The organism is Serratia sp. UGAL515B_01, from assembly GCF_033095805.1.
In the GTDB taxonomy this organism is placed as follows: domain Bacteria; phylum Pseudomonadota; class Gammaproteobacteria; order Enterobacterales; family Enterobacteriaceae; genus Chania.
Genome location: NZ_CP109901.1, coordinates 3,384,525 through 3,410,294, shown reverse-complemented (window position 1 = coordinate 3,410,294; position 25,770 = coordinate 3,384,525). Strand labels below are relative to the sequence as shown.

Genomic DNA, 25,770 nt, shown 5'->3' with positions numbered 1-25,770 from the left:
GAGCTGAATGATGGAAACACAAACCCAAAAAGGCTTCTGGTATGCAGACTGGTCGTTCCCGATTTTTGTTGGTCTGCTTTCATCCGGTGTATTCGCCGGGACACATATGTATTACCTGTATGGTATCGGTGCATTTAACGAAGTTGCCTTCGTTTCTATGCTGCGAGCTGGGATGGACACCGGTGTTTACGGGGCAGTGGCGGCATTCGGTGCCAGTTTTCTGTTTGCCCGTATCATCGAAGGTTCTTTGGTCGGTATCCTGGACATCGGTGGTGCGATCCAGACAGGGGTCGGTCTTGGGATCCCGGCAATGTTACTCGGTGCAGGTGTTGTGTTCCCGGTGGCTAACTTTGCTGTATCGTTGCTCACTGGTTTAGTGATTGGCCTTGCGATTGGCTATCTGATTATCCTGGCGCGTAAATTCACCATCAACCAGAGCAACTCAACCTATGGTGCGGATGTGATGATGGGGGCGGGTAACTCCTCAGGGCGTTTCCTAGGGCCACTGATTATCCTGTCAGCGATGGCCGCCTCGATTCCTATCGGCGTGGGTTCTCTGCTGGGGGCGCTGCTATTTTATATCTGGGGCAAGCCGATCACCGGTGGTGCGATCCTGGGTGCAATGATACTTGGGGCTATTTTCCCGGTAGCTATTTCTTAATAAAGATTTAGCCCCCGGGAGGTTTCCCTAGGGGCTAATAGGAGTCGTGAAGTATGTATGACCTAATCATCCGGCGCGCCAGAATGGTGGATGACAGCCTGATCGATGTGGCAATTAAGGCGGGTAAAATCGCCAAGGTAGGTCAACTGCCTGCCGAGGCAAGCACTCGCAGACAGCTGGACCTGGCAGGTAACTGCTGCTTGAGTGCCGGTTGGATCGATGCTCATGTACACTGTTATCCCTCCTCACCTATTTATCACGATGAGCCGGATCTTGTCGGTGTTGCCAGCGGCGTGACCTCGGTTGTGGATGCTGGCAGCACGGGCACCGATGATATTGATGAGTTCTACATCTTAACGCGCAGTGCCAAGACCAACGTTTTTGCCTTCCTGAATATCTCGCGTATTGGCCTGTTGCGACAAAATGAGCTGGCCGATCTGAGCGATATCAATAAACAGGCGGTCAAGAGAGCCATCGACGGGAAGCCCGGTTTTATCATTGGGATTAAGGCCCGAATGAGCAGCAGCGTGGTGGGCCAGAATGGCACCAAACCTCTGGTACTGGCGAAAGAGATCCAACAGGAAAATCAGCAACTGCCTTTGATGATGCATATTGGTAATAATCCACCGGATCTGGACGAAATTGCCGATCTGCTGACCCAAGGTGATATCATTACCCATTGCTATAACGGCAAACCGAACCGTATTCTGACCCCTTCCGGTACGCTGCGTGAGTCAATTCAGCGAGCCCTGAAACGTGGCGTTCTTCTTGATGTGGGCCACGGTACTGCCAGTTTTAGTTTTGATGTTGCGCGGCAGGCGATTGCGCTGGGGATTTTCCCACATACCATCAGTTCCGATATCTACTGCCGTAACCGCATGTCAGGCCCGGTGCATAGCCTGGCTGCGGTGATGTCCAAATTCCTCACCATTGGCCTCTCTCTGCCGCAGGTGATTAGTTGTGTCACGGAGAATGCCGCCTCGGCATTACGCCTGACGACCAAAGGGCAATTGAAGCCTGGTTTTGATGCTGACTTGACCATTTTTGAGCTTCGTAAAGGGCCATTGGTGTTTGCCGATTCTGAAGGGGAATCGGTCAACAGTGAGCAGCGGCTGGTGCCGTTGGCTGCCGTTGTCGCAGGGGAAGTCCTATTAACCGATGAAGGAAAAGCCACTCATGTCTTCAGTCTATGAGAAATATAACTTAAAGCAGGTTATCAATACTTCTGGTCGCATGACCATTTTGGGCGTCTCTACGCCACGCCAGCAGGTGATCGATGCCGTGGATGACGGCCTGAATCATTATTTCGAAATCAAGGATCTGGTCAACAAGACCGGGGCCTATATTGCCAGTCTATTGAATGTTGAGGATGCGGTAGTCGTTTCCTGTGCTTCTGCCGGCATTGCCCAATCGGTAGCGGCGGTGATCGTCAAAGATAATGCCAATCTGCTGGTCAACCTGCATTCTGCACCGGTCAATGAACCACGTGAAATCGTTTTGCCGCGTGGGCATAACGTCAACTACGGCGCACCCGTTGACACTATGGTGGCCCTTGGCGGTGGCAAGGTCGTGGAGGCGGGATACGCCAACGAATGCTCACCTGAGCAGATCGAAGCCTGCATCACACCGCAAACTGCCGCCGTGTTGTATGTGAAATCTCACCATTGTGTGCAGAAAAGCATTCTCTCCGTAGAGCAGGCGGCAGAAGTGGCGCACAAGCATAATTTACCGCTCATTGTCGATGCTGCCGCTGAAGAAGATCTGATGTGTTATTACCAGATGGGGGCCGACCTGGTGATCTACAGCGGTGCTAAGGCGATCGAAGGGCCAACCAGTGGCCTGGTGATTGGCAGGAAGCAATATGTTGCATGGGTCAAGAAGCAAACCGACGGCATTGGCCGTGCAATGAAAGTTGGCAAGGAGGGCATTCTCGGTCTGACACAAGCCATTGAAAGCTACCTGACACTTGAGAAAACCACAGGTGCACAGATGGTTGAACGTATGACGCCGTTTATCACCCAGCTTAATACGTTGAAGGGGATTAGTGCTAAAACCGTTTGGGACAGTGCTGGGCGTGATATCGCTCGGGTAGAAATTACCTTTGATGAAACGGTGCTGGGTATGTCGACTGTTGATATCGTCAAGCGGCTGAAAACGGGGGATATCGCTATCTATTTTCGTGGCTATAAAGCCAATGAAGGCAAGATTGAGGTGGATGTCCGCAGTGTCAACGAACCGCAGTTGATGACGGTTTTCACCTGTATTAAAAATCTGTTTACGGAGTAACAAGCATGAAGCTGAAGCCTAATTATTACAAAGATCGTGTTTGTCTGAATGTATTGGCCGGTTCGAAAGCGAATGCTCAGGAAATTTATGAAGCGGCACAGGGACACGTGCTGGTAGGGGTACTCTCTAAAAACTACCCGGACGTTGAAAGTGCGCTGACGGATATGTCGAATTATGCTCGGTTGATCGAAAACGCGCTCTCAGTGGGCCTGGGTGCTGGCGATCCGAAACAGTCGGCGATGGTTAGCCTGATCTCCCAGTATGTGCAGCCGCAGCATGTGAACCAGGTATTTACCGGTGTTGGCACCAGTCGTGCTTTGTTGGGGCAAAATGACACCGTGGTCAATGGCTTGGTATCGCCTACTGGCCGTGTGGGCTGGGTGAAAATCTCAACTGGACCGCTAAGTTCTCATGCAGCAGACGCGATCGTACCGGTAGAAACGGCAATTGCTTTGCTCAAGGACATGGGGGGAAGTTCGATAAAATATTTCCCGATGGGCGGTATGAAACATAAAGAAGAATATGAGTATGTGGCGAAAGCCTGTGCTGAGCATGACTTTATGCTGGAACCTACCGGCGGGATTGATCTGGAAAACTACGAACCGATCCTTGAAATTGCACTTAACGCCGGTGTCAAACAGGTGATCCCGCACATCTATAGCTCGATTATTGATTCTGCCAGCGGACATACACGCCCACAGGATGTAAAGAAACTGCTGGAGATGACCCAAAAGCTGGTGGGGTAAATCTGGTGTGCAGGGAGCAGGTTACTCGTGGTAGTCGTCGTAAATAGTGCGCCTACCAACGGTGAAGTCACTTTTTGCCCGTTTGATGCGTTCGGGCGGGCACGTAACAACGGGAAAAGAATGGTGAGATTCCCCTATCCACGTTTGGCATACCTGTTTGATGCATTGCAGTCCGAGACACTGCCACAAAATGAGTTGGCGAAGCGTTTTGCTGTGTCGACCCGAACCGTGCGTGCAGATATCACTGCGCTGAATGATATTTTGCAAAATTATGGTGCTCAGTTTGTACATGGCCGCGGAGTAGGTTATCGCCTACAGGTGTATAACCAAACTCTGTTCAATACTTTGCAGTATCAAGAAAGCAAAAAACTTGCCACGCCGCGCAGTGCACTGGAGCGGGTAAATTATTTACTGGTGCGTTTTTTGACCTCAGCCTTCTCCATGAAGCTAGAGGATCTGGCCGATGAATGGTTTGTTAGCCGGGGTACGCTACAAAACGATATGGCTGAGGTGAGAGAGCGCTTGGCACGTTATCAGTTAACCATTGAGACCAAGCCGCGTTATGGGATGAAGCTGTTTGGTTCAGAAATGTCGATTCGCGCTTGTTTGACCGATCTGCTGTTTCAATTGCACCTGTCGGATGCGGAAAACCCGTTGTTGAATAACAATATTCTTCATCAACCGCAAGTGGCTACCTTTGCCGGGCTTCTTCATCCGTTGCTTGCTCAATATACCCTCCGGTTGACGGACGAAGGCGAGCAATACCTGATCTTTTATTGTGCTGTCGCGTTGCGACGTATCATTGACGGTTATCCGTTACAGGATCTTGAGGTGGATGAAGGCGATGACGCGGTGCGTAAGGCGTCCATGTGGCTGGCCGGCGAACTTCGTAAGGCAGCGGGTAAGGAGATTTCAGCGGCAGAAGAGGCCTACTTGCGGGTCAATATTGCCGCACGGCGTGTACAAGAAGTGCAGCCAACAAAGATTAATGCCGATGATGAAGAAGCGTTGGTGGATTACATCCTTGTCTATATCAACTCGTATTACAACTACAACCTTCAAGGTGACAAGCAGCTACGGGCCGACTTGCTCACCCATATCAAAACGATGATCACCCGGGTGAAGTATCAAATCAACATCCCAAATCCGCTTTTGACGAACATCAAACAGCATTATCCTATGGCCTACGATGTCACGCTGGCGGCGGTTTCAAGTTGGGGTAAACATACGCCTTATACCTTGAGTGAGAATGAAATTGGCTATTTAGTGCTTCATATTGGGGTTGGTCTTGAACGGCATTACAACATTGGTTATCAACGCCATCCTCAGGTGATGCTGGTATGCGATACCGGCAACTCTACGGTGCGGATGATCCAGGCGCAGATCGCACGTAAATACCCGCAACTGGTGATGACGCGCATTATTTCGCTGCGTGACTACGAGAACCTCGACCATATCGAAGAAGATTTTATTATTTCCAATGCGCGCATCAGCGAGAAAAATAAACCGGTGGTAGTGATGTCGCCGTTTCCAACCGACTATCAATTGGAACAGTTGGGCAAACAGGTGTTGGTAGATCGCACGAAGCCTTATATGTTGGAGAAGTTCTTCGATGCGGGCCATTTTATGATCGTCAACGAACCGCTGACGCAAGAGCAACTGTTTAATAAGGTTTGCACTCAACTTGAGCAGGAGGGGACTGTCGGTAGTGATTTTTACCCTTCGGTGGTAGAGCGTGAGGCCATTGTCTCAACCTTACTGGGTGAGGGGATCGCATTGCCGCACTCCCTCGGGCTGTTGGCAAAAAAGACAGTGGTAGTGACGCTGTTGTCACCCCAAGGGATACCTTGGGGAACGGATGAAGTGGCGCACGTTATTTTCTTGCTGGCGATCAGCAAAAGTGATTACGAAGAAGCGATGGCGATTTATGACCTGTTCGTCACCTTTGTGCGTGAACGTTCAATGAGCCGTTTGCTGGGCAGTAATAATTTTGACAGTTTCAAAGCGGTTGCGTTGGATTGCCTGAGCCGGATCTGAGCTGCGCCGCTCAATTGAGGCTTATTTCCTTTAATTATTGAGCGTGAAGACCCGCTCACTTGTTGTTTTTTTTGCCAAATATCTTCAGTAGAGCGCCAATGATCAGGCCTACGGCGATACCGGTCAAGATCCAGTCAATAATACCCATTACTTGTTTTCCTTTTATTTTATCGTTGTCAGATTTCCATTGGTCGCCGAATTAAAATCACTTTATTTTTCGAGCAGAATCGTGAAATCCATAGGCTGTGATATTTTGCGAAAGGAGAGGTTAATCTTCATCAAACCCTGAGTTGAACAGTTCAATAACCGCCATTAGCGCCTGTTGTTCTTCTGGCCCGCTGGCTTCAATTTCGATTTGACGGCCCTGGGCTGAATCGAGCATCAGCAGTGCAATCACGCTGCTGGCTTCTGCCTCGGTGCCGCTATCATTACGCAGCAACACCTCAGCATCGAAACTCTGCACTAATTCGAACAACTTCATTGCTGGACGTGCATGCATACCCAGCTTGTTTTTGATCTCTACCGTTTGTCTGACCGTCATTGCTTACGCTTTTCCAGTGTACGGTGGCGCGACTGAACATTCTTGCCGCGTGAACGGAAATAGTCGGCCAACTGCTCTGCCACATAAACTGAACGGTGCTTACCACCGGTACAACCAATCGCTACGGTTAAATAGCTGCGATTGTTGGTTTCCAGCATCGGCAGCCACTGTTCTAGATAGCTACGCGTCTGGTAAATGAAGTTATGCACTTCGGTGTGGCGGTCAAGGAATGAGGCTACGGGTTTATCCAGGCCGGTCATTGGGCGTAGTTTGGGATCCCAATGTGGGTTTGGCAGAAAACGAACGTCGAATACATAATCGGCATCAATAGGAATACCGTGCTTGAATCCAAAGGATTCAAATACCATCGTCAACTCACGCTCACGTTTGCCTAATAGGCGGGTACGCAGCATTTCAGCTAACTCATGAACCGACATTTCGGAGGTATCAATGATCAAATCGGCGCGAGAACGTAGTGGTTCCAGTAGGTCGCTTTCTTCATCAATTGCGCTTTCCAACGACAGGTTTTTAGCGGAAAGAGGATGCAGTCGGCGAGTATCACTATAGCGGCGAATCAGCGTATTACGGTCTGCATCTAGGAACAGCAGTTGCGGAGAGAAGCTGTCCGGTAACTGTGTCATCGCATGTTCGAACACTTCCGGTGATTCCGGCATGTTACGTACGTCAATGCTTACCGCTGCGGAGCTATTACGTTCAGACAACGTATGGGCAAGCTGCGGTAGCAGCACCACGGGCAGGTTATCAACGCAGTAAAAACCCATGTCTTCCAGCGCTCTCAAGGCGACGGATTTCCCTGAACCGGAACGGCCGCTGACAATCATCAGCACCATGTGGCAACTCCCCCTGGCATCGAAGTGGCGCTTATCGCCACCGTTAGGATCTTTTATCCAGGTTAAAACCTGGATATCATTAGAAAACAGTATCGTTTTTGAGGCTGTTAGTCACGTCAGCCAATGGTTACTCTGTGATGATTTGGTAAAGTTCTTCGTTAGTTAGTGCTGCGCGCAGACGGCGGCATACGGTTTTATCCGCCAACCGTTTAGCTACCAGTGATAAAGTATGCAAATGGGTTTTACATTGATCGGCCGGTACCAGTAGGGCAAAAAGCAGGTCTACGGGTTGATTATCAATAGCATCAAAGGCAATAGGCTGTTCAAGGCGGATAAACACGCCAACGGCTCGCAAGGTGTCCTCTTCCAGCTTACCGTGTGGGATTGCAATACCGTTGCCAATACCCGTACTGCCCATACGTTCGCGGGTAAGAACCGCTTCAAACACCACCTGCGAAGGCAGGTTAAGCTGCTTGGCAGCTAACTCACTGATAATTTCCAATGCTCTCTTCTTACTGGAGCAGTGTACCGAGCCTTTAGTGCACTCGATGTTTAACACCGAGCTTAATTGCATTATTTCGTTGTTCATCTCATCTTCACTTAAAACCGCTTACTCAACTATTCAGCCAGTTTGTTTTACCCGGTGTAAAAGTCCTGTATGAATAACGTTCATAAGACGGTTTTTCGCCTGTTTAAACCTGATGGCATTTTGGCACGCACCCATTCAGATAACGCACCGAGGGTTGCCGTGTAGCCAAGCAGACTAAGATTAGGGCCACTTCCGTTTAGGATAGTGGCCCAGAATGTCAGTGTTGCTTTAGTTTGTCTTTATGTTTATTCAATTGGCGCGCGAGTTTGTCGATCAGGGTGTCAATTGCGGCATACATATCCTCTTTTTCCGAGGTGGCGTGCAACTCGCCGCCGTTCACGTGCACCGTCGCTTCAGCAATCTGCTGCACTTTTTCCACACTGAGTACAACATACACCTGATTAATGCGATCGAAGTACTGCTCAAGTTTGGCAAATTTGCTGTTTACGAATTCACGCAAAGGTTCGGTGATTTCGATGTGGTGTCCGGTAATGTTGAGCTGCATAATGTCTTCCTTCTCTTTGGAGGTCAAACTAACTGTTTACGTTGATTTGACGGCGGGATGGACAAAGACTCTCGGTACTTGGCGACGGTACGCCTTGCTACCATGATCCCTTGGTCGGAAAGCAGGGTAGCCAGCTTACTGTCGCTAAGCGGTTTGACGGGATTTTCCGCCGCTATTAATTTCTTCACTAAGGCCCTGATCGCCGTTGAGGAGGCTTCACCACCGCTATCGGTATTCACGTGGCTGGAGAAGAAATATTTCAATTCGAAAATGCCACGCGGACTGTGCAGAAACTTCTGCGTAGTAACGCGCGAGATTGTCGATTCATGCATCTCCACGGTCTGTGCGATATCAGCCAGTACCATGGGTTTCATAAATTCCTCCCCTTGTTCAAAGAATGCTTCCTGCTGTTCGACAATACAGCGGGAGACCTTGAGCAGAGTTTCGTTACGGCTTTCCAAACTTTTAATCAGCCATTTCGCTTCCTGCAGATTACTGCGGATAAACTGACCGTCGGCCTCATTACGAACGCTATTGCCAAGAGCAGCGTATTGCTGGTTGATTTTCAGCCGTGGGATACTGTCGGTATTGAGTTCTACCGTCCACTTATCTTGCACCTTGCGTACCAGTACGTCAGGGATCACATATTCAGATTCACCTGTATGGATCGACTGCCCAGGCCGAGGGTCGAGCGACTGAATCAACACCATAGCTTCTTTTAGTGTATCTTCTTTTAGGCGAGTTGTTCGCATCAGGCTGCGAAAGTCATGGTTAGCCAGTAAATCCAGGTGTTCGCTGACAATCAGGCGCGCTTCTGCCAAATAAGGAGTATCTTTAGCATATTGAGAAAGCTGGATGAGCAAACAGTCGCGCAGATCCTTTGCGGCAACGCCGACCGGGTCAAAACGCTGTACCCGCTTCAAGACGGCTTCGATCTCGTCCATGGTTATATTTGCGTCCCCCATGCTCTCCAGAATGTCTTCCAGCGGTACGGTGAGATAACCAGTATCATCAACGGCGTCAACGATAGATGTGGCAATCGCGGTATCGGTATCAGAAAAAGGCGTCAGCTCCACTTGCCACATCAGGTAATCCTGTAGCGTTTGTGTGGTTTCTCCTTGGTAGAGAGGTAATTCGTCATCACCGTAATCGTTGCTCGTGCCGGAAGGTGTTCCAGCCGAATAAATCTCATCCCAAGAAGTATCCAGAGGCAGCTCTTCTGGCATATCCCGCTGCTCCATAGCCTCGCGGGTATCAAGAGCTTCGGTATTAGCACTTTCTTTGGTGTCTATCTCTTCATGCAGGTCGTCGGTTTTTTCAAGCAGCGGGTTGCTCTCTAACGCCAGTTGGATTTCTTGCTGAAGCTCAAGCGTAGACAGCTGCAGCAGGCGGATTGCCTGCTGCAGCTGAGGGGTCATGGCGAGTTGCTGGCTGAGCCTGAGTTGCAAACCTTGCTTCATAATCTTTAGCCTACTTCCGTCCGTTAACGATAGCCTGCTAGCTTGCTGGAACTTAAAGGCGGAATTGGTCGCCCAGATAAACGCGTTTCACTTGCTCATCTGCCAGAATAGCATCTGGGGTGCCGTGAGCAATCAGCTTGCCTTGGCTGACGATATAGGCACGTTCACACACGTCTAATGTTTCGCGTACGTTATGATCGGTAATCAATACACCTAGGCCGCTGTCACGAAGGTGCTCGATGATTTTTTTGATATCGATAACTGAAATTGGGTCAACTCCGGCAAAAGGTTCATCCAACAGAATAAACTTCGGGTTGGCAGCGAGAGCACGGGCAATTTCCACGCGGCGACGCTCACCACCAGAAAGCGATTGGCCCATACTGTCACGCAGGTGAGAAATATGGAACTCCTCCATAAGCTCTATTGCGCGATCGTCACGCTGTTCACTCGTGAGATCGTTACGGATCTCCAAAACTGCCATCAGGTTGTTATAAACACTTAGCCGACGGAAAATAGAGGCTTCCTGCGGCAGGTAGCCTATACCACGGCGAGCGCGGGCGTGCAGCGGAAGAAGGCTGATATCCTCGTCGTCGATCACGATACACCCGGCATCACGTTGAACGATACCGACAACCATATAAAAAGTCGTTGTTTTACCCGCGCCATTAGGTCCCAGCAGGCCGACGATCTCCCCTGATCTTACTTTCAGACTCACGTCTTCAACGACTTTGCGGCCTTTATAGGCTTTTGCCAGGTTTTCTGCGATAAGTGTTGCCATAAATAATTAGTTACTCTTCTTTTGACCGTTTTTGTCTTGCAGCTGCGCTGGCACCAGAACTGTTGTCACGCGCTTGCCTTGATCGCTGAACGCTTCCATCAGTTGTTGCTGTACCAGGTAAGTAATTCGGTCACCTTGGACATTGCTGTCAAGCTGTTCCAGATAAGCCTTTCCTGTGAGCGTAACCAACTGAGTTGCTACGTCGTAACGCACTTTCTGTGCGCGGCCCTTTACTGGTTTACCGCTGTCTTGCATCTGGTAAAAAGTGACTGGATTACCAAACGCTTCAATGTAAGTTTTACTCTGATCGCCACCTGGACGGGTTACCACTACTTTATCGGCTTTGATCTCAATGGTTCCTTGTTTGATGACAACTTCATCGGTAAAGATACTGACATTGCTCTGCATATCCAGAGACTGTTTCAGCGAGTTGATGTTTACCGGTTGGTCAGAATCGGATTTCAACGCCATGGCCGGATTGCTGGCGGTCAAAATGAGGCTGACGATCAACAGATTACGGAGTTGTTTTTTGGGGCTGAATTTCATAGTTGGTCTTAACCTTATCAATCAGATCAGCGGTTTTGTTCCGCAGATTGCCACGCATCTTCATGCCATTAGAGGTAAAATTCGTTCCAAACAGAGTGACTTCATCATCTGAAGACACATCTTGAGTGATGAGATTAACCTGAGCATTCTCTGTTTTAATTTTTTCCAGTTGTGATGTCGTCGTCAAACTGTTTACCTCAACGTTGCCGTAAAGATACAGCATGCGGTCTTTAGTGAGTTTGGCACGATCGGCACGTACTGACCATGTGGCTACTGCTTTTTCATCAAACAATGTCATCACCGGCTGGGCAAACCAGCTTAACTCTTCGGTGGTGAAATATTTCACTTCTTCTGCTACCAGCTTATAGCTTAGCTTCCCTGTTGGGCTATACACGATAGTCACGGTACGCTGACTCTGATAGGTTGGAGCCTGACCATTGAGCGGTAGCGAACTGCTATTATCGCTGAGGTTGGTCATATTCCAGCCGATCAACGCCAGAACGATCACCAGCAGTACGAGGGTGATCCAAAGTTTGGTTTTACTCATATCGACAGCCCTTTGGCGTCCTCCAACTTATTCTGAGCCAAAAGAATAATGTCGCATAGTTCACGCACTGCGCCGCGCCCACCGGATAGGCGTGTGACGTAATGGGCACGTGATGTCAGCAGCGGATGGGCATCTGCAACTGCAACGGCCAACCCAACCTCTGCCATCACTGGCCAGTCGATCAGATCGTCACCGATGTAAGCAATTTCATCTGGCGTGAGTGACAGTGTATCCAACAGTTCACGGAAGGCCAAAAGCTTATCTGACTGACCTTGATAAAGATGTGTGATATCCAGCGTTTTTGCGCGGTCTTCCAGTAATTTTGCTGAACGACCAGTAATGATGGCGACTTCGATACCCGATGTTTTCAGGCAGCGAATGCCGTAACCGTCACGTACATTAAATGCTTTTAGCTCTTCGCCGTTGTTACCCATGTAAATCAGGCCGTCTGACAGTACCCCGTCGACATCACAAATCAGCAGGCGGATTTTCCCTGCTCGTGCCATTATCTCTTCAGTTACCGGCCCGTAGCAGGTTTCAACCAGAGTCATTTACTTCGTTCCTTTCATTAGACGACGCCCGCACGCAGCATGTCATGCATATGTACCACACCCAGCAATTGGTCACCATCTGCAACCATCACTGCAGTGATATGACGCTGTTGCATCAAATTGAGTGCTTCAACAGCCAACATGTTCGGGCGCACGCGAATACCGCCATGCGTCATGACATCGGCGATTTTGGTCTTATTGAGGTCGATCCCCATATCGAATACTCGGCGTAAATCACCATCGGTAAAAATGCCGGCTATTTCCATCAGATTATTACAGATGACTGTCATACCGAAATTCTTGCGCGTTATCTCCAGTAAGGCATCACGCAGTGAAGCATCGGTATTGACGTGCGGGATTTCGTCACCTGTGTGCATGATATCGTTAACACGCAATAGCAGGCGGCGACCCAGAGCACCACCTGGATGGGATAACGCGAAATCTTCTGGCGTAAACCCTCGTGCTTTCAGCAGTGCGACAGCCAGAGCGTCACCCATCACTAAAGTGGCTGTCGTGCTGGTGGTCGGTGCTAAACCTAACGGGCAAGCTTCCTGTGGGACTTTGATACACAGATGGATTTCTGCCGCTTTGCCCATGGTGCTTTCTGGATTGTTAGTCATGCAAATCAATGGAATATGCTGACGTTTCAACACTGGAATGAGGGCCAAAATTTCGTTGGACTCTCCGGAGTTGGAGATAGCTAGAACAATGTCTTGCGCAGAAACCATACCCAAGTCGCCATGACTCGCCTCTGCCGGGTGAACAAAAAATGCCGGTGTGCCAGTGCTTGCAAACGTTGCTGCAATTTTGCAGCCTATATGACCGGATTTTCCTATCCCCATTACGACGACTTTACCGCGACATTCTGCGATAGCTTTACAGGCTCGTGTAAAATCTGCATTGATGTACCGATCGAGCTGGGCTAAACCTTCACGCTCAATCTTCAGCACTTCTTTGCCGGCTTGCTGAAAATCAAAGCCCGGTTGCAACTCAATAGTCGACATACTCATTCCCATCGGTATTACCCGTAATTCTTAAATCTACACGGGGTTTGTTATATTATTTGGCCCCTATATGGGCAACCCCACTGCGAACCGTATTCAAAATTTTTAGAAATCAAATCATTGATGACTTCACCTTCGAGCTGATGCCTGGCGACACTTAACCTGTCTCTCACTGATTTTCCCGATTCATGAAACTCAAATTATTTAGAGTATAAATGAACTGAAAGGTGTAAAGAACAGCACTGCAAGATACGCAATAAATCCACATAATAACAGAGCTCCCGCGAGATGACTGATGCGATGTTTGCGCCTGATGCAAAGTGCGGAAAGCAGAATGCTGGCCGCCAGCATCACCCAGTAATCACGCCGAAAAGCGGCTGCATCAATACTGCCGGGTGACAGCAAGGCTGAAAGCCCTAAAACGATGACCGTGTTAAAAATATTTGAGCCAATGATATTACCGATAGCAATATCATCTTCACTCTTTAGTGCACCTGCGATTGATGTTGCCAGTTCTGGTAAACTTGTACCAATAGCGATAATCGTCAGGCCGACGACCAGTTCACTCATGCCAAAATAGTGTGCAATGACCGTAGCGTTGTCGATAGTCATTTTCGACGCGAGTGGCAAAATAATAAAGGCCAAAACCAACCATAAAATTGCGACGGTGTTGCTGGTGTTTTGTGGCAATTCGGCCAGTTGCTCTACCATCAGGCTGTCGCTGCCTTCACGTTGTGCAACTCGGGCGATCCTCAACATCAGCAGGATAAATCCTGTAGCAGCAAGTAACAGAACAATGCCATCTAGGCGGTTTAGCGTGTTATCCATCAGTACAAAACCACCCAAAACCGTTACCGCCAGCATAAGTGGGAGTTCGCGCCGCAGCACTGCGGAATGTGCCGACAGCGGGTGGATCAAAGCAGCAACCCCCAAGATCAGTAAAATATTGGTAATATTGGAACCTAAAACGTTTCCTACCGCCATATCAGTTTGCCCATTTAGTGCGGCGGTGATAGAGACGATCAATTCCGGTAATGACGTTCCTATACCAACGATCGTCATGCCAATAATCAACGGAGGTACACCCAGAGAACGGCTAATCACTGCGGCGCCGTAAACCAATCTATCTGCCCCATACACCAGTAAAAACAAACCAACGACCAACAGTACTATCGCGAGAAACATTCAGTGTCCTTTATTGAGTATCATTCCGGTTATTAGGTTAAATGCCGTAATTGGCTATACCCGCTATACTTGAAGTATGCAGTGTGTTGGCCTTTTGACTCGGCTAATACAGGCTCTGCCTTTTCTGGGGCACTGCGTCATTGCCTTATTGCAACTCCAATTATTTAGGATATATCTTGCTTACCTTCTGTTGTTGGCAGCTTATGTTGCAACAACGGATTTTCCCGGTTAAACACATGTCTTGGTAACTCGAAATCCATATTGGATAAAATTCAAACAGTGTCATTTTTTTGCGTTATATCTTAATTTTGACCGTCTGGGATCTAAAAGTAAAACCAATGGCAGCATTGGTAACGAATTGACGGTAATCTTCTGTAAAAATTAAGATGCACTTGGCCTCTTGCTTTAACATCTCAGCGTGATTTGGCAAAAAAAGACCTGTAAAGGATCAATGACTATGCACCAGAAAGTAGATAATCTGGTCGAAATACGCGGCATGAGCTTCACTCGCGGTGATCGGCTGATATTCGAAGACATCAATCTGACAGTTCCCCGTGGCAAGGTGACGGCGATCATGGGGCCATCCGGCATCGGTAAGACTACGTTGTTGCGTCTGATAGGTGGTCAATTAATACCTGATTGTGGGGAAATCTGGTTTGATGGTGTCAATATTCCGGCATTATCGCGTCAGCAACTCTATGAATCGCGAAAAAAAATGAGCATGCTATTTCAGTCGGGAGCGTTGTTTACCGATCTGACAGTATTTGAGAATGTGGCTTTTCCATTGCGTGAACACAGTCGCTTGCCGGAACCTATCCTGCGGAGCACTGTGATGATGAAACTGGAAGCTGTGGGCTTGCGTGGCGCTGCAAACCTGATGCCAAATGAGCTTTCTGGTGGCATGGCGCGGCGTGTTGCGTTGGCGCGTGCCATTGCATTGGAACCTGAATTGATTATGTTCGATGAACCTTTCGTTGGACAGGATCCGATTACCATGGGTGTATTGGTTAAACTGATTGATGAACTTAACCATGCTCTGGGTATCACCTGCATCGTGGTTTCCCATGATGTACCGGAAGTCTTGAGTATTGCTGATTATGCCTATATTGTGGCCGATCACCATGTGATTGCTGAGGGCTCTGCGCTGCAATTACAGAACAATCCTGATGTACGTGTTCGTCAGTTTCTGGATGGTATCGCCGATGGACCTGTACCGTTCCGTTACCCCGCAGGTGATTATCGGACTGAGCTTTTAGGATAATGGAGTGGTAACCTAATGTTTTTAAAGGTGTTAGCATCTTTTGGCCGTAGTGGCATCAATACCGGCGCTTCTTTTGGACGTGCCGGATTGATGTTGTTCCATGCGCTAGTCGGTCGTCCCGAACTGCGTAAACAGTGGCCGCTGTTGATCAGGCAATTGCATAGTGTTGGTGTGCAATCGTTGTTGATTATCATGGTATCCGGCGTGTTTATTGGCATGGTGCTGGGATTGCAGGGTTATCTAGTGCTTACCACTTACGGCGCAGAGACCAGCCTGGGAATGATGGTCGCCTTATCGCTTTTGCGCGAACTGGGACCCGTCGTTACCGCATTGTTGTTTGCTGGCCGTGCCGGTTCTGCGTTGACCGCCGAGATAGGCTTGATGAAGGCTACCGAGCAAATCTCCAGCTTGGAAATGATGGCCGTTGATCCATTACGGCGTATTGTTGCCCCACGCTTTTGGGCCGGTCTTATCAGCATGCCGTTATTGACGATTATTTTCGTTGCTGTTGGTATCTGGGGGGGATCGGTAGTGGGTGTTGACTGGAAAGGTATCGACAGTGGTTTTTTCTGGTCGGCAATGCAAGGGGCGGTTGAATGGCGCAAGGATTTACTCAACTGCCTGATCAAAAGTGTGGTATTTGCTATCACCGTTACTTGGATCGCGATCTTCAACGGCTATGATGCGGTACCGACTTCAGAAGGGATTAGCCGGGCAACGACACGTACAGTAGTACATTCGTCACTGGCCGTGCTGGGATTGGATTTTGTGCTGACAGCACTGATGTTTGGGAATTGATTCGATGCAAACGAAGAAAAGTGAAATCTGGGTTGGAGCGTTTATGCTGATTGCACTCTGTGCGGTCATTTTCCTCTGCCTTCAGGTAGCCAATGTCAAGTCTATCGGTAATGATCCGACTTACCGTATTTACGCGACATTCGATAACATCGGTGGCTTGAAAGTGCATTCTCCGGTGAGGATTGGGGGGGTGGTAATTGGCAGAGTGGCTGAGATTTCACTCGATGCGAAAACCTACACACCACGTGTAGCACTGGATATTCAAAATAAATACAATCAGATACCTGACACCAGCTCGCTCGCCATCCGTACCTCTGGCCTGTTAGGAGAACAATATCTGGCGTTGAATATCGGTTTTGAAGATCCCGATATGGGGACGAGCCTTCTGAAAGAAGGGGGAACCATTCAGGACACCAAATCAGCGATGGTCCTTGAAGATTTGATCGGCCAATTTTTGTATAAAAGTGGGGAACAGGGCGGTGCTGATAAAACGGGTGACTCCACCACAGCCGAGCCAATTGAACCTGCTCCCGCCACCGTTCCAAGTCACTAATTGAGGAAGGTAGTATGTTTATTAAACGTTTATTGATGATGGCTCTGTTGGTGATTGCACCGCTGGCTAACGCAGTGGATCAGACAAATCCTTATAGTTTGATGCAGGATGCTGCAGAAAAAACCTTTTCACGTCTGGAAAGCGAACAGTCAAAAATTAAAGCAGATCCTAACTATCTGCGTACCATCGTGCGTGAAGAACTGATGCCATTTGTACAAGTCAAATATGCTGGTGCACTCGTGCTGGGTCGCTATTACAAAGAAGCGACACCTGTGCAGCGTGAAGCCTATTTCACTGCCTTCCAGGCTTACCTGGAGCAGGCTTACGGCCAGGCTTTGGCTATGTACCATGGCCAAAGCTATCAGATCGAACCTCAACAGCCGCTGGGTGATGCTGATATCATCGCAATACGCGTGACCATTACCGATAATGGTGGGCGGCCTCCTGTGCGCCTGGACTTCCAATGGCGCAAAAACAGCAAAACAGGTTACTGGCAGGCTTATGACATGATCGCCGAAGGCGTCAGCATGATCACCACGAAACAGAATGAGTGGGCTTCGACTCTGCGTCTTAAAGGCATCGAGGGTCTTACTCAGCAATTGCAAGCGGCGGCGAAACAACCCATCACTCTGGATCAGAAAAACTGATGGCTGAAGCTTTGAGTTGGGTATCACAACAGCAAACTCTGGTTCTGCGTGGTGAGCTTGATCGCGAAACGTTATTGCCGCTGTGGCGGCAACGTGAGTCATTGCTAGCAGATAAAACTACCATTGATATCGCACAATTACAGCGCGTTGACTCTTCCGGGCTGGCGTTGCTGTTGCACTTTAGTGAGCAACACCAACAGCAAGGTGGTGAGTTAAAAATATTGGGTGCGACGGAACGGCTGAAAACGCTGGCCACACTCTATAATTTGCAAGCATTAATGCCTTTTGAAACGGTCAGTTAACCAGACTTTCGACTGGTTGTATTCGTAATGTGTGCTGAAAGCCCCTGTCGTCAAGGGGCTTTTTCTTTGGTTTAAGAAAGCGCCGGATTCCACTAAGATAGTGCGCAGCCTAAAATGCTTAACAGCAGCCTATGATACAGAACTGGATACTATGGAAAATAGCGAAATTAAAGACGTGCTGATGGGAGCATTGGCACTGGATGAAGCTCATGTGACTGGCGATGGTAGCCACTTTCAGGTGATCGCCGTGGGTGAACTGTTTGCCACCATGAGCCGGGTAAAAAAACAGCAAACCGTCTACGCACCGCTGATGGAATACATTGCGGATAACCGTATTCATGCTTTATCCATTAAGGCATACACCCCAGAAGAGTGGCAGCGGGATCGCAAACTCAACGGATTTTAAGGCTGTTTGCCCAGTGGGTAGGCAGCTCGAAACAGATAATAGAGAGTAGTCAAATGGATAAATTTCGTGTGCGGGGGCGGACTCGCCTGAGCGGTGAGGTCACTATTTCTGGGGCAAAAAACGCAGCCCTGCCAATTCTGTTTGCCACACTATTGGCAGAAGAGCCCGTTGAACTTCAGAATGTGCCTAAATTGAAGGACATTGATACTACTATCAAATTACTTAACCAGCTAGGTACGAAAATCGAGCGGAATGGCTCGGTATTCGTTGACGCCAGCGCAGTCAATGAGTTCTGTGCGCCTTATGACCTGGTGAAAACCATGCGTGCCTCCATCTGGGCATTAGGGCCATTGGTTGCGCGTTTTGGTCGTGGTCAGGTGTCACTACCTGGGGGGTGTGCTATCGGTGCGCGTCCTGTTGATTTGCACATCTCTGGTCTTGAACAGTTGGGTGCTGAAATCAAACTGGAAGAAGGTTATGTAAAAGCTTCTGTGGAAGGACGGTTGAAAGGTGCTCATATCGTGATGGATAAGGTCAGCGTAGGTGCGACCGTGACTATCATGAGTGCTGCTACGTTGGCTACTGGGATCACTACTATTGAGAATGCGGCGCGTGAGCCGGAAATTGTTGATACTGCCAACTTCCTTAACACGTTGGGTGCCAAAATCAGAGGTGCTGGCACAGACAGAATCATCATTGAAGGTGTTGAACGTCTAGGCGGCGGGGTTTATCGCGTTTTGCCAGACCGCATTGAAACAGGGACTTTTCTGGTCGCCGCGGCTATTTCAGGGGGGAAGGTGCTGTGCCGCCATACTCGTCCGGATACGTTAGACGCCGTGTTGGCAAAACTTCGTGAAGCGGGTGCTGAAATTGAAGTCGGGGAAGACTGGATTTGTTTGGACATGCAGGGTAAACGCCCCAAAGCCGTGAGTGTACGTACTGCTCCGCACCCTGGGTTCCCAACCGATATGCAGGCGCAGTTCAGTTTGCTGAATCTGGTCGCTGAAGGGACTGGCGTGATTACCGAGACGATATTTGAAAATCGTTTCATGCACGTGCCAGAACTGATCCGTATGGGCGCTCATGCAGAAATCGAGAGTAATACTGTTATCTGCCATGGTGTGGAACAACTTTCAGGGGCGCAGGTTATGGCAACCGATCTACGCGCTTCTGCAAGTCTGGTACTGGCTGGTTGTATTGCGGAAGGGGTAACGACGATCGATCGTATTTATCATATCGATCGTGGCTACGAGCGTATTGAAGATAAGCTGCGTGGGTTGGGTGCGAATATCGAACGTGTGAAAGACGAATAGCAGAAGAGAAATAGCTGATTTGTTAACGTCATAAAGCCCGGTTTGTCGGGTTTTATGCTGACCAAAGGCAAACATGGCAGTTAAAAACGTAACCTAACTGTCATCTTCCGGGAATTCACCCACGGTCATATTTAGCGTGATGCGTTTGCCATCGCGGAGTACCACGACAGGGATCTGGGTTCCAGGGCGAATTTCTGCCACCTGATCCATGGTTTCTAACACGGCAACTGCTGGTTTATTGTTGACGTTTATAATGATGTCATTGATGTGAAAACCTGCTCCAGCAGCTGGGCCATTGGGAGTGAGTTCGTTCACGATAATGCCCTGCAGGCGATCAATACCGCTATTGTTGGCGCGAATAGGAATGATCTCTTTCCCTTGGATGCCGAAATAACCTCGGATCACCCGCCCATCGCGGATCAGTTTATCCATAATCTTGGTGGCAAGTTCTGTCGGGATCGCAAAACCCAGACCTTCCGGTGTTTCTCCATCGGTGGGTTTGTCGTAGGTCAGCGTGTTGATACCCATCAGTTCACCCAGCGAGTTAACCAGCGCACCGCCAGAATTACCGTGGTTAATTGATGCATCTGTCTGCAGAAAACTCTGACGCCCATTAGTGCTCATGCTGATGCGACCAGTGGCGCTGATAATACCTTGGGTAACGGTTTGCCCCAGATTATAGGGATTGCCGATTGCCAGAACGACATCGCCGATATGCGCTGTGCGCTTGGTGTTGATTGGGATTACGGGCAAATTGCCAGGATCGATTTTCAGCACCGCTAGATCGGTCAAGCTGTCGGAACCCACCAACATCGCTTCATAACGGCGGCCATCCTGCAGAACCACAGTGATCTGCTGTGCGTCCTTGATCACGTGACGATTGGTGATGATATAGCCACGATCGTTCATGATCACACCGGAACCCAAGGACAGGATGTTAGTTGCGCCACTCATATTGCGGTTATAAATATTCACTACAGCCGGGGCAGCACGGCGCACACCAATATTGAAACTGACCGGAGTTTCATCACTCGTATTCTCTGATTTGCTGGCCAATATATTATTGGATGAACGCAACGCAGGCATAGCAACCAATATCAGGCCAGCGACAATCAAACCAATAAAAATAGAACGCAAAAGCTTCGCAAACATAGAATTTTGGTAGATGAACGGAAAGGTGAAAGGAGGATAGCATGAGTTTACCGGGCACAGTATGTCACCGAGCCCGGTTTTTGAACAAATTAACGCAACAGCAGGTAAATGCTTTCCTCACCGCGTACGATGTTTAATGCCATCACCGTCGGTTTTGTTTCAAGCAGCTTGCGTAATGCGGCGATAGTTTCAATACGCTCACGGTTTACACCAATGATCACATCTCCTTTCTGCAGGCCAACTTGTGCAGCGGGAGTGTCTTTTTCGACGTTATCAATCTTCACACCTTTATCGCCGTTTGGTAGCGCTCCGTTGCTGAAGGAGGCACCTTGCAGAGATGGAGCCAGTGTTCCTGCATTGGTTGAGGCATCTTCGTTGTTGTCCAAGATAACGGAGACATCCATCGGTTTCCCGTCACGCAGCAGGCCGATTTTTAGAGTGGTCCCCGGCGCAGTTGTCCCCACTTTGGCACGCAACTCGGCAAAGCTGTTAATCGGCTTACCTTCAATGGATGTGAGGATGTCGCCTGCTTTTATACCTGCCTTAGCTGCTGCAGATTTTGGTAACACTTCACTGACAAAGGCACCGCGTTGTGCATCCGACTTAAACGCCTTCGCCATATCAGCGGTCATTTCGCTGCCTTTGATGCCGAGCAGGCCACGTTTTACTTCACCAAACTCGATCAGTTGCTTGCTCAGGCTTTGTGCCATATTGCTTGGGATAGCGAAACCGATACCGATATTGCCACCACCAGGTGCCAATATTGCTGTATTAATCCCAATCAGCTCACCGTTAAGGTTTATCAGTGCTCCGCCGGAGTTACCACGGTTAATTGAGGCATCTGTCTGGATGAAGTTTTCCAATCCTTCAAGACTTAGACCGCTGCGACCCAGTGCTGAGATAATACCTGATGTAGCAGTCTGGCCTAGGCCGAATGGGTTACCAACCGCAACAGCAAAATCACCGACGCGTAATTTGTCGGAATCCGCTATTTTGATTGCTGTTAGATTTTTAGCGCCATTGACCTGCAGTAGTGCAATATCGGATTGCTCGTCGCGGCCGAGCAATTTAGCTTCGTACTCGCGTCCATCATTGAGCTGGATTTTGATTTTATCGGCATTATTGATTACGTGATTATTGGTGAGAATATACCCTTTTTCTGCATCAATAATCACGCCTGACCCCAGGCCTTCAAAAGGACGAGAACTCTCTTTTTCAGGAGGCATATTCGGGCCAAAGAAATACTTAAATTGCTCTGGTAATTGCTGACGTTGTGTTTGGGTTCCTTCCACTCGAACACTGACCACTGCAGGGAGTACTTTTTCCAGCATTGGCGCTAGGCTAGGCAGAGCCTGGCCTTCGGCGGCGACAGGTAACGCTGCATTGACCACCGATACAGAGGCGAATGATAGGCCTATGCTCATTGCTAATGCGCTAAAAATTAAAGACTTTTTCTTCATTGATAATAACTCTCTCAATACCTTTCGATGAAATTTTGGTGGTAGGGCAGCTGCAATCCTATGGCGAAGTATAAGACCGTGAATTAGCGTAAAAAGTTCATTTATTCACCAACTACAAGAATAGTTCAGAAGTCAGTAATAGGGGAGTGTGTTAGTGATAAAACCCGTGGATAATTCCACGGGTTACTTATTTTTGCGGTTAATCTCTAGTTGGTGCGCCACGAAGCAGGCCTGATGCACCTTCGGAATAGTCACGCGGTATTTCAACGGGGGCTTGATCGTTATCTGCCTCCGCCTCGGTCAGACTGTAGCGAAACGGATTGTCCGGTATCGGCAGGTCTGGCAGAAGGTTATTGGAACTTTTTGCCATATGCTGATATAGCTGGCGATAGTCACGTGCCATGTTATCCAACAATTCGGCACTGCGCGCAAAATGGCCAACCAACTCTTGACGGTACTCCTCAAGTTCGGTTTTGCTTTTATCCAGTTCGCTTTGCAAGGCTTGTTGCTGGCGCAATTTACGGCTACTAAAACGCATTGCTACCGCACCAATCACGATACCGACAACCAATCCAATCAGCGCATACTCCCAGGTCATAATGACTCCTATTGTGACTTCATTGTTTCGCAGGGTTTTTTACTTAATAATAACCACTATAACCGTTAACCTTGTCCGAGTGGAATCCTGATAAACCTTTACCTACTGTATGCGGTTTTTTTATCTGGCTGCATTGCAGATAAATGTGGCGAACAGGATGCAAAACGGCAGCGAAACGCAGCGAAAATTGGCTAAATAAATTCTCAGAGTTCTTAGGGATATTCGAATAAATGCAGGCACAGTCACCGTTATTACGTTACCAGCAGGCGCTGGATGCGGGAGAATATCAGGCTGATGCGGTTCAGCGCCAAGCCGTTACTCAGTTAGACCGTATTTATCAGGCATTACAGCAGGTGCCTGTTCCTAGTATCGACAACGGTGGCTTGCGTCGTAAACTCAGTCGCTGGCTAAGTATAGGCAAAGGAGAAGAAACAGCGCCCCTGCGTCCGATACAAGGGCTATATATGTGGGGGGGAGTGGGCAGGGGAAAGACCTGGTTGATGGATCTGTTCTTCCATAGTTTGCCCGGTGATCGCAAACTGCGGTTGCATTTCCACCGTTTTATGCTGCGAGTGCATGAAGAACTGACTGAATTACAGGGGCAAGAAAATCCGTTGGAAATCGTTGCCGATGGATTTAAGGCGCAGACAGATGTGCTGTGTTTTGATGAGTTTTTTGTTTCCGATATCACGGATGCCATGTTGTTGGCGACGTTGCTACAGGCATTGTTTGCACGTGGCATCACCCTGGTGGCGACTTCCAACATTTTGCCAGACGATCTCTATCGTAATGGTCTGCAGCGAGCGCGTTTCCTGCCTGCGATCAAATTAATCAAAGAGTATTGCGACGTGATGAATGTCGATGCGGGGATTGATTATCGTTTGCGGACTTTGACACAGGCGCATCTTTATCTAACGCCGCTCAATCAACAAACTCAAGACACGATGGATCACATTTTCTGCAAACTGGCCGGAAGAGCGGGAGACGATGCCCCGGTACTGCAAATTAATCACCGGCCATTGGCCGCGATACGTGCTGTTGATGGGGTATTGGCAGTAGACTTTCATACCCTGTGCGAAGAGGCGCGTAGTCAACTGGATTACATTGCTCTGTCGCGTCTTTATCACAGCGTGATGTTGTACAATGTGCGCGTTATGGGGCCATTGAAAGAGAATGCCGCCCGTCGTTTTCTGGCGCTGGTAGATGAATTCTATGAGCGTCACGTCAAGCTGGTGATCGCTGCTGAAGCCTCGATGTTCGAGATTTATCAGGGAGAACAGCTGAAGTTTGAGTTTCAGCGCTGCCTGTCGCGGCTACAGGAGATGCAGAGCGAGGAATACCTGAAATTGCCACATCTGCCATAAGCGTTTTCCAGGCAGGCGACTTGGCTACGTCTCTTATCTGTGTGCAAATGGCTCTGGTCGGAAAGAGCAGCGACGTTAAGGGACTCCGCCTCGGCTCGTTGATAAATCATCTAAGCTTGTAAATCAGCCAATTGCGCTAAATTCGTTTTCAATTCAAAAACTGTTCGATCTTTGCCAGCGACTTCTCTATAATCCTGCGACCCCACGTTACAACAAAGTTTTTTTCCCAAAAACTTTGATAGTGCCGGCAATGGCTATTCGAAGGGGTAGGTTTGCTGGACTTGATGGTCGTGTGAGCCTCAACTGTTTTCGAGCGTTGGGTGAACACCTGCGTGTAACTAATTATTGGGTAAGCTTTTAATGAAAACTTTCACAGCTAAACCAGAAACCGTAAAACGCGACTGGTATGTTGTTGATGCGGACGGTAAAACTTTAGGCCGTCTCGCTACTGAACTGGCTCGTCGTCTGCGCGGCAAGCATAAAGCGGAATACACCCCGCACGTTGATACGGGTGATTACATCATCGTTCTGAACGCAGAAAAAGTTGCTGTAACCGGCAACAAGCGTAATGACAAGATGTATTACCATCACACCGGTCACGTCGGTGGTATTAAAGAAGCGACCTTTGAAGAGATGATTGCTCGCCGTCCTGAGCGTGTGATTGAAATCGCGGTTAAAGGCATGCTGCCGAAGGGCCCGTTGGGTCGTGCAATGTTCCGTAAACTGAAAGTTTACGCTGGCACTGAGCACAATCACGCGGCACAGCAACCGCAAGTTCTTGACATCTAATCGGGATTATAGGCAATGGCTGAAAATCAATACTACGGCACTGGTCGCCGCAAAAGCTCCGCCGCTCGCGTTTTTATCAAGCCGGGCAACGGTAACATCGTTATCAACCAGCGCACCCTGGAACAGTACTTTGGTCGCGAAACTGCCCGCATGGTAGTTCGTCAGCCGCTGGAACTGGTTGACATGGTCGGTAAACTGGATCTGTACATCACTGTTAAAGGTGGTGGCATTTCAGGTCAAGCTGGCGCTATCCGTCACGGTATCACCCGTGCACTGATGGAGTACGACGAGACTCTGCGTGGTGAGCTGCGTAAAGCTGGCTTCGTCACTCGTGATGCTCGTAAGGTTGAACGTAAGAAAGTCGGCCTGCGTAAAGCACGTCGTCGTCCGCAGTTCTCCAAGCGTTAATTTCCCCTGCTTCGGCAGTGCGGATTACCGCGAAAACCCGGTGTTTCACCGGGTTTTTTTATGCGTGTATTAAGCTTAAAATTCAATTAAATCCGTGGTCTGACGGATAAATCAGCATGAAAGCGCCGCATAACCCCCACAAAACAGTCAAAATCTGGTAAACTGTGTTCCAATTTTTCGCCTGTTCGCCATGCAGTTGCTGTCAGTCGACCTAAGAGGCCTTTTCTAGACCTAAGGTTTACCTACGAACTGCTTCGCTTGCGGTCAGGATTATTCATGATAGCAGCCTGATATCCCCAATGATTGCACTCTGCGGCAAGGCCTCGGTTACTGAGGTAAGTGACTGAAATTTGCGCTCGCAGGCGGTACACTGCAGATTGAAATACAATGGGTGTTTGGCTATTCGCCGTATTTTCTAGACAAAACTTGGAG

Annotated in this window: 29 protein-coding genes; 15 read left to right on the top strand and 14 right to left on the bottom strand. The window is 48.9% G+C overall.

The features are described from left to right. Positions 1-10 precede the first annotated feature (10 nt). The 5 genes from OK023_RS15345 (at position 11) to OK023_RS15325 (ending at position 5,730) form a co-directional block, all read left to right on the top strand. Entirely contained in the window at positions 11-661 is a 651-nt protein-coding gene (locus OK023_RS15345; protein WP_317697755.1) for a DUF4310 family protein, read from the top strand. A gap of 53 nt (positions 662-714) precedes the next feature. Next, positions 715-1,854 (top strand): amidohydrolase/deacetylase family metallohydrolase, encoded by a 1,140-nt coding sequence (locus OK023_RS15340; protein WP_317693547.1) that lies wholly within the window; start codon positions 715-717, stop codon positions 1,852-1,854. Then, positions 1,838-2,947, top strand: coding sequence for a DgaE family pyridoxal phosphate-dependent ammonia lyase (locus OK023_RS15335; RefSeq protein WP_317693546.1), 1,110 nt, complete (start codon positions 1,838-1,840; stop codon positions 2,945-2,947). Before OK023_RS15340 ends, OK023_RS15335 begins: the two co-directional genes overlap by 17 nt. Positions 2,948-2,952: 5 nt before the next feature. Next, positions 2,953-3,693, top strand: coding sequence for a 2-dehydro-3-deoxy-phosphogluconate aldolase (gene dagF / locus OK023_RS15330; RefSeq protein WP_317693545.1), 741 nt, complete (start codon positions 2,953-2,955; stop codon positions 3,691-3,693). A gap of 120 nt (positions 3,694-3,813) precedes the next feature. Continuing rightward, entirely contained in the window at positions 3,814-5,730 is a 1,917-nt protein-coding gene (locus OK023_RS15325; protein ID WP_317697753.1) for a BglG family transcription antiterminator, read from the top strand. A 268-nt stretch (positions 5,731-5,998) separates the two neighbouring features. On the opposite strand, the gene npr is transcribed toward OK023_RS15325, so the two are convergent. The 11 genes from npr to OK023_RS15270 all read right to left on the bottom strand — a co-directional run bounded on the left by npr (position 5,999) and on the right by OK023_RS15270 (position 14,287). Continuing rightward, positions 5,999-6,271 (bottom strand): PTS phosphocarrier protein NPr, encoded by a 273-nt coding sequence (gene npr, locus OK023_RS15320; RefSeq protein ID WP_317693544.1) that lies wholly within the window; start codon positions 6,269-6,271, stop codon positions 5,999-6,001. Continuing rightward, positions 6,268-7,122, bottom strand: a complete 855-nt coding sequence (gene rapZ, locus OK023_RS15315; RefSeq protein WP_317693543.1) for an RNase adapter RapZ — start codon at positions 7,120-7,122, stop codon at positions 6,268-6,270. The genes npr and rapZ overlap by 4 nt, the downstream gene beginning before the upstream one ends. Positions 7,123-7,249: 127 nt before the next feature. Continuing rightward, a complete protein-coding gene (gene ptsN / locus OK023_RS15310) occupies positions 7,250-7,711 on the bottom strand; it encodes a PTS IIA-like nitrogen regulatory protein PtsN (RefSeq protein ID WP_317693542.1) in 462 nt (153 codons plus the stop codon). A 217-nt stretch (positions 7,712-7,928) separates the two neighbouring features. After that, positions 7,929-8,216, bottom strand: coding sequence for a ribosome hibernation promoting factor (hpf, locus tag OK023_RS15305; RefSeq protein WP_317693541.1), 288 nt, complete (start codon positions 8,214-8,216; stop codon positions 7,929-7,931). A 23-nt stretch (positions 8,217-8,239) separates the two neighbouring features. After that, positions 8,240-9,676, bottom strand: coding sequence for an RNA polymerase factor sigma-54 (gene rpoN, locus OK023_RS15300; RefSeq protein ID WP_317693540.1), 1,437 nt, complete (start codon positions 9,674-9,676; stop codon positions 8,240-8,242). A 52-nt stretch (positions 9,677-9,728) separates the two neighbouring features. After that, positions 9,729-10,454 carry an LPS export ABC transporter ATP-binding protein gene (gene lptB, locus OK023_RS15295; protein WP_317693539.1) on the bottom strand — a complete coding sequence of 242 codons (726 nt, stop codon included), beginning with the start codon at positions 10,452-10,454 and terminating at the stop codon, positions 9,729-9,731. 6 nt (positions 10,455-10,460) lie between these two features. Then, a complete protein-coding gene (lptA, locus tag OK023_RS15290; RefSeq protein WP_317693538.1) occupies positions 10,461-11,000 on the bottom strand; it encodes a lipopolysaccharide ABC transporter substrate-binding protein LptA in 540 nt (179 codons plus the stop codon). After that, on the bottom strand, positions 10,969-11,547 hold the full coding sequence (gene lptC / locus OK023_RS15285; protein ID WP_317693537.1) for an LPS export ABC transporter periplasmic protein LptC: 579 nt from the start codon (positions 11,545-11,547) through the stop codon (positions 10,969-10,971). The genes lptA and lptC overlap by 32 nt, the downstream gene beginning before the upstream one ends. Continuing rightward, complete coding sequence (gene kdsC / locus OK023_RS15280; protein WP_317693536.1) at positions 11,544-12,098, bottom strand: 3-deoxy-manno-octulosonate-8-phosphatase KdsC; 555 nt, start codon at positions 12,096-12,098, stop codon at positions 11,544-11,546. Before kdsC ends, lptC begins: the two co-directional genes overlap by 4 nt. 17 nt (positions 12,099-12,115) lie before the next feature. Beyond that, entirely contained in the window at positions 12,116-13,102 is a 987-nt protein-coding gene (kdsD, locus tag OK023_RS15275; protein WP_317693535.1) for an arabinose-5-phosphate isomerase KdsD, read from the bottom strand. Positions 13,103-13,306: 204 nt separating this feature from the next. Continuing rightward, positions 13,307-14,287 (bottom strand): calcium/sodium antiporter, encoded by a 981-nt coding sequence (locus tag OK023_RS15270; protein ID WP_317693534.1) that lies wholly within the window; start codon positions 14,285-14,287, stop codon positions 13,307-13,309. Between the two features lie 457 nt (positions 14,288-14,744). Between OK023_RS15270 and mlaF the strand changes: the two genes are divergently transcribed. The 7 genes from mlaF (at position 14,745) to murA (ending at position 19,567) form a co-directional block, all read left to right on the top strand. Beyond that, positions 14,745-15,548 carry a phospholipid ABC transporter ATP-binding protein MlaF gene (mlaF, locus tag OK023_RS15265; protein WP_317693533.1) on the top strand — a complete coding sequence of 268 codons (804 nt, stop codon included), beginning with the start codon at positions 14,745-14,747 and terminating at the stop codon, positions 15,546-15,548. A 15-nt stretch (positions 15,549-15,563) separates the two neighbouring features. Beyond that, positions 15,564-16,346: a lipid asymmetry maintenance ABC transporter permease subunit MlaE gene (gene mlaE / locus OK023_RS15260; protein WP_317693532.1), complete on the top strand. Its 783-nt coding sequence runs from the start codon at positions 15,564-15,566 to the stop codon at positions 16,344-16,346. A gap of 4 nt (positions 16,347-16,350) precedes the next feature. Beyond that, on the top strand, positions 16,351-16,899 hold the full coding sequence (gene mlaD, locus OK023_RS15255; RefSeq protein WP_317693531.1) for an outer membrane lipid asymmetry maintenance protein MlaD: 549 nt from the start codon (positions 16,351-16,353) through the stop codon (positions 16,897-16,899). 14 nt (positions 16,900-16,913) lie between these two features. Beyond that, entirely contained in the window at positions 16,914-17,546 is a 633-nt protein-coding gene (gene mlaC, locus OK023_RS15250; protein ID WP_317693530.1) for a phospholipid-binding protein MlaC, read from the top strand. Then, complete coding sequence (gene mlaB / locus OK023_RS15245; RefSeq protein WP_317693529.1) at positions 17,546-17,848, top strand: lipid asymmetry maintenance protein MlaB; 303 nt, start codon at positions 17,546-17,548, stop codon at positions 17,846-17,848. The genes mlaC and mlaB overlap by 1 nt, the downstream gene beginning before the upstream one ends. Positions 17,849-17,999: 151 nt before the next feature. Next, positions 18,000-18,254, top strand: a complete 255-nt coding sequence (ibaG, locus tag OK023_RS15240; RefSeq protein ID WP_317693528.1) for a BolA family iron metabolism protein IbaG — start codon at positions 18,000-18,002, stop codon at positions 18,252-18,254. A 53-nt stretch (positions 18,255-18,307) separates the two neighbouring features. Beyond that, positions 18,308-19,567, top strand: coding sequence for a UDP-N-acetylglucosamine 1-carboxyvinyltransferase (gene murA, locus OK023_RS15235; protein WP_317693527.1), 1,260 nt, complete (start codon positions 18,308-18,310; stop codon positions 19,565-19,567). Positions 19,568-19,660: 93 nt separating this feature from the next. Here the strand turns inward: murA and degS are convergent, their stop codons facing one another. From degS to zapG, 3 genes are all read right to left on the bottom strand, one after another. After that, positions 19,661-20,719 (bottom strand): outer membrane-stress sensor serine endopeptidase DegS, encoded by a 1,059-nt coding sequence (degS, locus tag OK023_RS15230; RefSeq protein ID WP_317693526.1) that lies wholly within the window; start codon positions 20,717-20,719, stop codon positions 19,661-19,663. A gap of 89 nt (positions 20,720-20,808) precedes the next feature. Further along, positions 20,809-22,179: a serine endoprotease DegQ gene (degQ, locus tag OK023_RS15225; RefSeq protein WP_317693525.1), complete on the bottom strand. Its 1,371-nt coding sequence runs from the start codon at positions 22,177-22,179 to the stop codon at positions 20,809-20,811. Positions 22,180-22,378: 199 nt separating this feature from the next. Next, on the bottom strand, positions 22,379-22,777 hold the full coding sequence (gene zapG / locus OK023_RS15220) for a Z-ring associated protein ZapG (RefSeq protein ID WP_317693524.1): 399 nt from the start codon (positions 22,775-22,777) through the stop codon (positions 22,379-22,381). Between the two features lie 230 nt (positions 22,778-23,007). Here zapG and zapE point away from each other — a divergent pair, with 230 nt between their 5' ends. From zapE to rpsI, 3 genes are all read left to right on the top strand, one after another. Beyond that, positions 23,008-24,141: a cell division protein ZapE gene (gene zapE, locus OK023_RS15215; RefSeq protein WP_317693523.1), complete on the top strand. Its 1,134-nt coding sequence runs from the start codon at positions 23,008-23,010 to the stop codon at positions 24,139-24,141. A gap of 360 nt (positions 24,142-24,501) precedes the next feature. Continuing rightward, the gene (gene rplM / locus OK023_RS15210) at positions 24,502-24,930 is read left to right on the top strand and encodes a 50S ribosomal protein L13 (protein WP_317693522.1); all 429 of its coding nucleotides are present in this window, start codon (positions 24,502-24,504) and stop codon (positions 24,928-24,930) included. 15 nt (positions 24,931-24,945) lie between these two features. Beyond that, entirely contained in the window at positions 24,946-25,338 is a 393-nt protein-coding gene (rpsI, locus tag OK023_RS15205; protein WP_317693521.1) for a 30S ribosomal protein S9, read from the top strand. Positions 25,339-25,770: the final 432 nt, after the last annotated feature.

Excerpts from the sequence above, each read along its gene's own strand:
- zapE (WP_317693523.1), top strand. The coding sequence starts at position 23,008 with ATGCAGGCACAGTCACCGTTATTACGTTACCAGCAGGCGCTGGATGCG.
- ibaG (WP_317693528.1), top strand. The coding sequence starts at position 18,000 with ATGGAAAATAGCGAAATTAAAGACGTGCTGATGGGAGCATTGGCACTG.
- OK023_RS15335 (WP_317693546.1), top strand. The coding sequence starts at position 1,838 with ATGTCTTCAGTCTATGAGAAATATAACTTAAAGCAGGTTATCAATACT.
- lptA (WP_317693538.1), bottom strand. The coding sequence starts at position 11,000 with ATGAAATTCAGCCCCAAAAAACAACTCCGTAATCTGTTGATCGTCAGC.
- mlaF (WP_317693533.1), top strand. The coding sequence starts at position 14,745 with ATGCACCAGAAAGTAGATAATCTGGTCGAAATACGCGGCATGAGCTTC.
- murA (WP_317693527.1), top strand. The coding sequence starts at position 18,308 with ATGGATAAATTTCGTGTGCGGGGGCGGACTCGCCTGAGCGGTGAGGTC.
- degS (WP_317693526.1), bottom strand. The coding sequence starts at position 20,719 with ATGTTTGCGAAGCTTTTGCGTTCTATTTTTATTGGTTTGATTGTCGCT.
- ptsN (WP_317693542.1), bottom strand. The coding sequence starts at position 7,711 with ATGAACAACGAAATAATGCAATTAAGCTCGGTGTTAAACATCGAGTGC.
- mlaD (WP_317693531.1), top strand. The coding sequence starts at position 16,351 with ATGCAAACGAAGAAAAGTGAAATCTGGGTTGGAGCGTTTATGCTGATT.
- mlaC (WP_317693530.1), top strand. The coding sequence starts at position 16,914 with ATGTTTATTAAACGTTTATTGATGATGGCTCTGTTGGTGATTGCACCG.
- hpf (WP_317693541.1), bottom strand. The coding sequence starts at position 8,216 with ATGCAGCTCAACATTACCGGACACCACATCGAAATCACCGAACCTTTG.
- OK023_RS15270 (WP_317693534.1), bottom strand. The coding sequence starts at position 14,287 with ATGTTTCTCGCGATAGTACTGTTGGTCGTTGGTTTGTTTTTACTGGTG.
- rpoN (WP_317693540.1), bottom strand. The coding sequence starts at position 9,676 with ATGAAGCAAGGTTTGCAACTCAGGCTCAGCCAGCAACTCGCCATGACC.
- OK023_RS15345 (WP_317697755.1), top strand. The coding sequence starts at position 11 with ATGGAAACACAAACCCAAAAAGGCTTCTGGTATGCAGACTGGTCGTTC.
- rpsI (WP_317693521.1), top strand. The coding sequence starts at position 24,946 with ATGGCTGAAAATCAATACTACGGCACTGGTCGCCGCAAAAGCTCCGCC.
- dagF (WP_317693545.1), top strand. The coding sequence starts at position 2,953 with ATGAAGCTGAAGCCTAATTATTACAAAGATCGTGTTTGTCTGAATGTA.
- OK023_RS15325 (WP_317697753.1), top strand. The coding sequence starts at position 3,814 with ATGGTGAGATTCCCCTATCCACGTTTGGCATACCTGTTTGATGCATTG.
- mlaE (WP_317693532.1), top strand. The coding sequence starts at position 15,564 with ATGTTTTTAAAGGTGTTAGCATCTTTTGGCCGTAGTGGCATCAATACC.
- degQ (WP_317693525.1), bottom strand. The coding sequence starts at position 22,179 with ATGAAGAAAAAGTCTTTAATTTTTAGCGCATTAGCAATGAGCATAGGC.
- OK023_RS15340 (WP_317693547.1), top strand. The coding sequence starts at position 715 with ATGTATGACCTAATCATCCGGCGCGCCAGAATGGTGGATGACAGCCTG.
- zapG (WP_317693524.1), bottom strand. The coding sequence starts at position 22,777 with ATGACCTGGGAGTATGCGCTGATTGGATTGGTTGTCGGTATCGTGATT.
- npr (WP_317693544.1), bottom strand. The coding sequence starts at position 6,271 with ATGACGGTCAGACAAACGGTAGAGATCAAAAACAAGCTGGGTATGCAT.
- lptB (WP_317693539.1), bottom strand. The coding sequence starts at position 10,454 with ATGGCAACACTTATCGCAGAAAACCTGGCAAAAGCCTATAAAGGCCGC.
- kdsD (WP_317693535.1), bottom strand. The coding sequence starts at position 13,102 with ATGTCGACTATTGAGTTGCAACCGGGCTTTGATTTTCAGCAAGCCGGC.
- rapZ (WP_317693543.1), bottom strand. The coding sequence starts at position 7,122 with ATGGTGCTGATGATTGTCAGCGGCCGTTCCGGTTCAGGGAAATCCGTC.
- lptC (WP_317693537.1), bottom strand. The coding sequence starts at position 11,547 with ATGAGTAAAACCAAACTTTGGATCACCCTCGTACTGCTGGTGATCGTT.
- kdsC (WP_317693536.1), bottom strand. The coding sequence starts at position 12,098 with ATGACTCTGGTTGAAACCTGCTACGGGCCGGTAACTGAAGAGATAATG.
- rplM (WP_317693522.1), top strand. The coding sequence starts at position 24,502 with ATGAAAACTTTCACAGCTAAACCAGAAACCGTAAAACGCGACTGGTAT.
- mlaB (WP_317693529.1), top strand. The coding sequence starts at position 17,546 with ATGGCTGAAGCTTTGAGTTGGGTATCACAACAGCAAACTCTGGTTCTG.